The sequence below is a fragment of the Bacteroides cellulosilyticus DSM 14838 genome (genome assembly GCF_000158035.1).
GTDB classification, from domain to species: Bacteria; Bacteroidota; Bacteroidia; order Bacteroidales; family Bacteroidaceae; genus Bacteroides; species Bacteroides cellulosilyticus.
In genome coordinates this window covers 1,428,512-1,435,287 of sequence record NZ_EQ973491.1, presented here as the reverse complement: position 1 = coordinate 1,435,287, position 6,776 = coordinate 1,428,512, and the positions used below count along the sequence as shown (strand labels likewise).

At 44.6% G+C, this 6,776-nt stretch carries 4 protein-coding genes; all 4 read left to right on the top strand.

Annotated features, from left to right (window positions below):
• The first annotated feature begins 250 nt into the window (after positions 1-250).
• Positions 251-2,176: a glycoside hydrolase family 127 protein gene (locus tag BACCELL_RS17900; RefSeq protein WP_007213379.1), complete on the top strand. Its 1,926-nt coding sequence runs from the start codon at positions 251-253 to the stop codon at positions 2,174-2,176.
• 2 nt (positions 2,177-2,178) lie between these two features.
• Positions 2,179-3,270 (top strand): serine hydrolase domain-containing protein, encoded by a 1,092-nt coding sequence (locus tag BACCELL_RS17895; RefSeq protein WP_007213378.1) that lies wholly within the window; start codon positions 2,179-2,181, stop codon positions 3,268-3,270.
• A 61-nt stretch (positions 3,271-3,331) separates the two neighbouring features.
• The gene (locus tag BACCELL_RS17890) at positions 3,332-5,275 is read left to right on the top strand and encodes a glycoside hydrolase family 97 protein (protein ID WP_007213377.1); all 1,944 of its coding nucleotides are present in this window, start codon (positions 3,332-3,334) and stop codon (positions 5,273-5,275) included.
• Between the two features lie 145 nt (positions 5,276-5,420).
• Positions 5,421-6,776 (top strand): glycoside hydrolase family 43 protein (locus BACCELL_RS17885; protein ID WP_007213376.1); only part of this gene is annotated, 1,356 nt, incomplete at its 3' end.

Sequence of the window (6,776 nt, the reverse complement as noted above, 5' to 3'; positions counted from 1 at the left end):
AGCAAAAAGCATAACTATCTGTGTGACAACGCACTTGGTGTTCCACTAAGATCAGTCGTAGTGGAACACGAGTTCAGTCCTAGTGGGAAGTGCCTTCAGTCCTAGTGGGAAATACCTTCAGTCCTAGTGGGAACTATCCTCAGTCGTAATAGGAAAATAGCTCGCTATACAGTTTTAAATTCCTCTAACGGGTTTTGAGTAATATATCCCTCTACTTCGTATATATAAAGAAAGAATTAATAAAAAAGTTATGAGAAATAAGAGTTTAATCCTAATGACAATCTGTGCGGCTCTATCAACCGGCCTTTCCGCTCAATCCATTTATCCCGGACAGCATGCCGGAAAAATGAAAAAAGTGACAACAGCGCCGATACAGGTAGAGAGTTTCGACTTAAAAGACGTGCGTTTATTACCAAGCCGTTTTCGCGACAATATGATGCGTGATTCTGTTTGGATGACTTCTATAGCAACCAATCGTTTGCTACACAGTTTCCGCAACAACGCCGGAGTATTTGCCGGACGTGAAGGTGGATATATGACCGTAAAGAAACTAGGCGGCTGGGAATCACTGGACTGCGAACTGCGCGGACATACAACAGGGCATTTACTATCAGCCTATGCGCTCATGTACGCATCTACCGGAAGTGAAATATTCAAGCTGAAAGGTGACAGTCTTGTTACAGGTCTGGCAGAAGTACAGGCAGCTTTGGGAAACGGGTATCTCAGTGCATATCCGGAAGAATTAATCAATCGGAACATACGTGGGACAAGTGTATGGGCACCCTGGTATACATTACACAAGCTCTTCTCCGGATTGATCGACCAATACCTCTATACAGATAACAAACAGGCATTGGAAGTAGTTACCCGCATGGGCGACTGGGCTTATAATAAACTTAAACCGCTGGATGAACCCACCCGGAAAAGGATGATACGGAATGAATTCGGCGGTGTGAACGAATCTTTCTATAATCTTTATGCCATCACCGGTGACGAGCGTTATCAATGGCTTGCTGAATTTTTCTATCACAATGATGTTATCGATCCGCTGAAAGAACAACGCGATGATTTAGGAACCAAGCACACGAATACCTTTATCCCAAAAGTTCTTGCCGAAGCACGTAACTACGAGCTGACGCAGGATAATGACAGTCGGAAACTGACTGATTTTTTCTGGCATACCATGATAGACCATCATACCTTTGCACCGGGATGCAGCAGTGATAAAGAGCATTATTTCGATCCACAACAATTATCCAAACATCTGACCGGATATACCGGTGAGACTTGTTGTACGTACAATATGCTGAAACTCAGTCGCCACCTGTTTTGCTGGACAGGAGATGCCAAAGTTGCTGACTACTACGAACGTGCACTCTATAATCATATCCTTGGACAACAAGATCCTGAAACAGGAATGGTATCCTATTTCTTGCCTTTGCTCTCCGGTTCTCACAAAGTTTATAGTACCCGGGAGAATTCCTTCTGGTGTTGTGTAGGCAGTGGTTTCGAAAACCATGCTAAATATGGAGAAGCTATCTATTATCACAATGACCAGGGAATCTACGTAAACCTCTTTATCCCGTCAGAAGTAAACTGGAAAGCGAAAGGAATAACTCTGCACCAGGAAACAGCTTTCCCCGTAGAAGAGAACACTGCATTGACCATCCAAACGGACAAACCTGTCACCACTACGATTTATCTGCGCTATCCATCATGGAGTAAAAATGTGAAAGTAAACGTCAATGGAAAAAAAGTATCGGTAAAACAGAAACCGGGATCATACATTGCCGTAACCCGCCAATGGAAAGACGGTGATCGCATTGAAGCTAATTATCCGATGAGCCTGCAATTGGAAACAACGCCAGACAATCCACAAAAGGGGGCCCTGCTATACGGACCGCTGGTATTGGCCGGTGAATCGGGAACAGAAGGTATGCAATCTCCGGCACCATTCTCTGATCCGGCATTATACAATGATTACTATACTTACAATTATCATATTCCGGCTGAGCTGAATACCACCTTACAAATAGACCGGAAACACCCCGGACACAGTTTACAGCGTACAGGCGAGGAACTGATATTTAAAACATCACAGGGCAATGTTTTAAAGCCACTGTATGACTTACATCACCAACGTTACGTTGTATACTGGGATTTAATAGAAAAGTAAAAATGAAACAAATTATTATTATAGTTTCTCTCATAGGTATTTATCTGTCATTCACATCATGCCGTCCTGCCGATAACCGGCAGGCGGATTATGATTTTACACCACTTGACTCCATTATCACCTCATGGATGAATAAAGGATACTATCCGGGAGCCTCAATCTGTGTAGTCAGAGACGATAGCGTTATCTTTCAGAAAAACTACAAAGACGTTACCCCTGACACTAAAGTCTATGTAGCCTCTGCCGGAAAATGGGTAGCCGCCGCAGTAATCGGAGCTGTGGTAGACTGCACCGAACTGGACTGGAATGACAGTGTAAAGAAATGGATTCCTGAATTTAAAAACGACATAAAAGGAATGATTACTTTACGTCAGTTGCTTTCGCACACATCGGGTGTCCGCCCTTATCTGCCGGAACCACGCGTAGACAATTACAATCATCTGGATTCGGCAATCATGGAGATTCTTCCGCTTGACACGGTTTTCACTCCCGGCACCCGCTTTGAATATGGCGGACTTGCCATGCAGATAGCCGGCCGGATGGCAGAAAAAGCTATGAATAAAGAATTCGAGGAATTATTTCAGGAATTAATAGCCCGACCTTTAGGAATGAAAAATTCCCATTTCACGCCCGTGAATACAGATGGAGGACACGCTCCCATGTTGGGTGGAGGTCTCTGTACCACTTTGCACGACTACATGCGTTTTCTTGATATGATCTACCACAATGGCGTATTTGAAGAAAAGCAACTACTGAAACCCGAAACCATACATGAAATGCAAGCAAACCAAGTGGGAAATGCAGAAGTTCATCCGGGTGAATATGTGGAACGTGCACTGAAAAAATATCATACTGGCATATATGGTTTGGGAGAATGGCGGGAACTTATTGATGAAGCAACAGGAGAAGCCTATCAGATCAGTTCACCGGGTTGGGCCGGCGCCTATCCATGGATCAATAAACAGGACCGGGTATATGGATTCTTCATAGCCCATGTACAGGGAAGTTCACAAAAGGAAGATGGATTCTCGTCATTTTTTGGAAGTCCTGTCATTTCACAAACTGTCTCGAACATTATTTCCCTAAAAAGATAGAATACATTGAGTATCCTCATATCCCAAATCGTATTTATATAAAAACAATAAATACGAAGATATGAAGACTATCGGCTCAGCAATTATTATGTTAGTTCTCACTCCTTCCCTCTTTGCAGACAATGGCAAGGAACTGAAGCTGACATCTCCTGACGGAACACATGAAATAGCATTTTACCAGAAGCAGGTTTCACCTGTAGCAAACGAACTTTGTTATCGGGTAGATTACAAATCACAACCTGTAGTCAATGAATCACGTGCCGGGCTGGAACTGGACAACCGGATATGGGAAATGGCTCTGGGAGCACGAAACCTAAAACAGCCTGCCTGCTGGATGGACAATCTGGAAGTGGACTCTGTGACTTACCAACCCGAAACAGACATCACCTGGCAGCCACTTTACGGTGAACGTAGCAGTGTACGCGATCATTACCGGACCGGCACCCTTTATCTCTCCAAGAAAGATAACTCCGGCTACCGACTCAACATTGAGGTGCGTGCCTATAATGAAGGAGTAGCTTTCCGCTATTTCTTCCCGGAACACCCAAAGGCTATCTTTCATAAAGTAGTAGGTGATCTCACAGAATACGCCTTACCGGCAGGTACAAAAGCATGGACCGAACAATGGGCACAGGCTTTCTTTGAGTACCTGAACATTGATGATATCAAACATCCGGTAGAACGTGCCCTCACGCTGGAACTCCCGAATGGTAAATGGGCCGCATTGGCAGATGCTGATGTTGACGACTGGTGTCTGACCAAATACCTTGCCTCCACAGACAAGAAGAATACACTGACTTCTGTAATGTATAGCCCCGTGGATGTAGTGACTTATTATGCCACTCCCTGGAAGATAGTCATGGCAGCCGACAAACCGGGTGAATTGCTGGAACACAATGATATCATCCAGAATCTGAATCCGCCGTGTGAAATTGCCGATGCCGCCGCATGGGTAAAACCAGGCAAGATTATGCGCGAAACAACTATCACAACCGAAGGAGCTATTGCAACCATCGACTTCTGTGCAGCACATAATATCCCGTATATGCTTTTCGACTGGCAATGGTATATGCCCTGTACTTCACATGACGGGGATGCCACAAAAGTGGTTGCCAAACTGGATATGCCCCGTGTTATAGCTTATGGTAAGGAAAAAGGAGTTGGTATCTGGGTGTACGTAAACCAGCATGCACTCATGAAGCAAATGCGTGAACTTTTCCCATTGCTCCGCGAATGGGGGATTGTCGGAGTAAAATCCGGTTTCGTACAATACGCCAGCCATCGCTGGGCAACTTGGATGCACGACATGGTTCGCTTGGCAGCAGAGAATCATCTGCTGATGAATATACATGATGAATATCGCCCTTCAGGCTTCAGCCGTACTTATCCGAATTTATTAACTCAGGAAGGCATTTGTGGAAACGAAGAATTTCCCGATGCAACTCATAATGTCACGCTCCCCTTCACTCGTATGATAAACGGTGCAGCCGACTATACGATCTGTTATTTCGACAAACGGCTGAAAACGACTCATGCTCATCAACTGGCAGCATCCCTCGTGTTCTACAGCCCTCTGCAAACTATCTTCTGGTATGACAAACCATCGTTCTATCACGGAGAACCGGAAATGGAATGGTTTGAGCACTTGCAAACTGTATTCGACGATACGAAAGTATTGGATGGCGCTCCCGGCAAAAACATAACAATGGCACGCCGAAAAGGCCAAGAATGGTTTGTTGCAGCAATGACCAACAATGAAGGTTCTGAAGAAGAAATACCTCTCACGTTCCTCGATAAAGAAAAGAATTACCTCGCCTGCATCTATACGGATGGGGAAGAAAAGATAAAAACAAGTACACAGGTAAAATGTACTTATCTGCTTGTCAACGCTTCACAAACTATGAAGTTCCAGCTGAAACCCAGTGGTGGAGCTGCCATAAGACTGGTACCTATAGACAGGCAGGAAATGAAGAAGTATAAAAAGTACAAAGGAGAAAGATTATAAAATATGATATTTCATTGAGTGAATAAACAGATTCGCTCGTATTAATAGGCAAATAACACATTAAGATTATTTTCAGTAGATAAAGGTAAGAGTTTGTTTAGGTAAAATCTTTGTTTTCAGGATATTTAAAAAGGTAACTAAAAAGATGAAAAAGATATTTCTGCTTACTACATTGCTATACGCTGCCTGTTGGCAGGCGGAAGCCCAATATGTATCCAAAGCCTGGGTATCTGACCAGAAGGATGGCACATACATCAATCCGGTGCTGCATGCCGATTATTCCGATCCGGATGTCTGCGCGGCAGGTGAAGATTTCTATATGACGGCTTCCAGCTTCGGATGTGCTCCCGGTTTGCCCATTCTCCATTCCAAAGATCTGGTTAACTGGAAATATGTAGGCTATGCGTTGAAACAGATAGAACCCATCGAGTTCTTCAATACTCCCCAGCATGGAAAAGGTGTTTGGGCACCATCCATCCGCCACCATAATGGAGAGTTTTATATCTATTGGGGAGATCCGGATCATGGCATCTTCATGGTAAAGACCAAAGACCCGGCCGGAGAATGGGAGAAACCGATATTGGTAAAAGCCGGTCGTGGCATGATAGACCCTGCTCCACTATGGGATGAAGATGGAAAAGTATATCTGGTACACGCATGGGCAGGAAGTCGTGCCGCACTGAACAGTGTTATCACAATTTGTGAGATGAATGCAGAAGGAACAAAAGTGATCAGTGATCCGGTACTGGTCTTTGATGGTAATGATGGAATCAACCATACAATTGAAGGTCCTAAACTCTATAAGCGGAATGGTTACTACTACATTTTTGCCCCGGCAGGCGGAGTAGCAACCGGATGGCAGTTAGTATTGCGTTCGCAGAATATATACGGTCCTTATGAGAAGAAGATTGTCATGGCGCAAGGCTCTACCGACATCAATGGTCCCCACCAAGGCGCATGGGTTGATACGCAGACAGGGGAATCCTGGTTCGTTCACTTTCAGGATAAAGCCATGTACGGACGTGTCGTTCACCTGAACCCGATGAAGTGGGTAAACGACTGGCCTGTAATTGGAGAAGATAAGGACGGTGACGGTTGCGGTGAACCCGTAACCCGTTACAAAAAGCCCAATGTAGGCAAGAATTATCCGGTAGAAACACCTGCAGACAGTGACGAGTTCAATACCCGCCAGTTAGGACTACAATGGGAATGGCATGCCAATTATCAGGATACATTCGGATATACTTCCGACCTGGGATTCATCCGTATTTACGGGCATATTCTCTCCGAGAACTTTGTGAATTTCTGGGAAGTGCCTAATCTTCTATTGCAAAAGTTCATGGCAGAAGAGTTCACAGCAACTACCAAGTTAAAGGTTTCCGCCAAAATGGACGGACAGCAATCCGGATTGATTGTGATGGGCTGGGACTATTGCTACCTCGGAGTAGAGAAAGAGGGCGATAAATTTATACTGAAGCAAGTGACCTGCAAAGATGCAGAG

Excerpts from the sequence above, each read along its gene's own strand:
- BACCELL_RS17895 (WP_007213378.1), top strand. The coding sequence starts at position 2,179 with ATGAAACAAATTATTATTATAGTTTCTCTCATAGGTATTTATCTGTCA.
- BACCELL_RS17900 (WP_007213379.1), top strand. The coding sequence starts at position 251 with ATGAGAAATAAGAGTTTAATCCTAATGACAATCTGTGCGGCTCTATCA.
- BACCELL_RS17890 (WP_007213377.1), top strand. The coding sequence starts at position 3,332 with ATGAAGACTATCGGCTCAGCAATTATTATGTTAGTTCTCACTCCTTCC.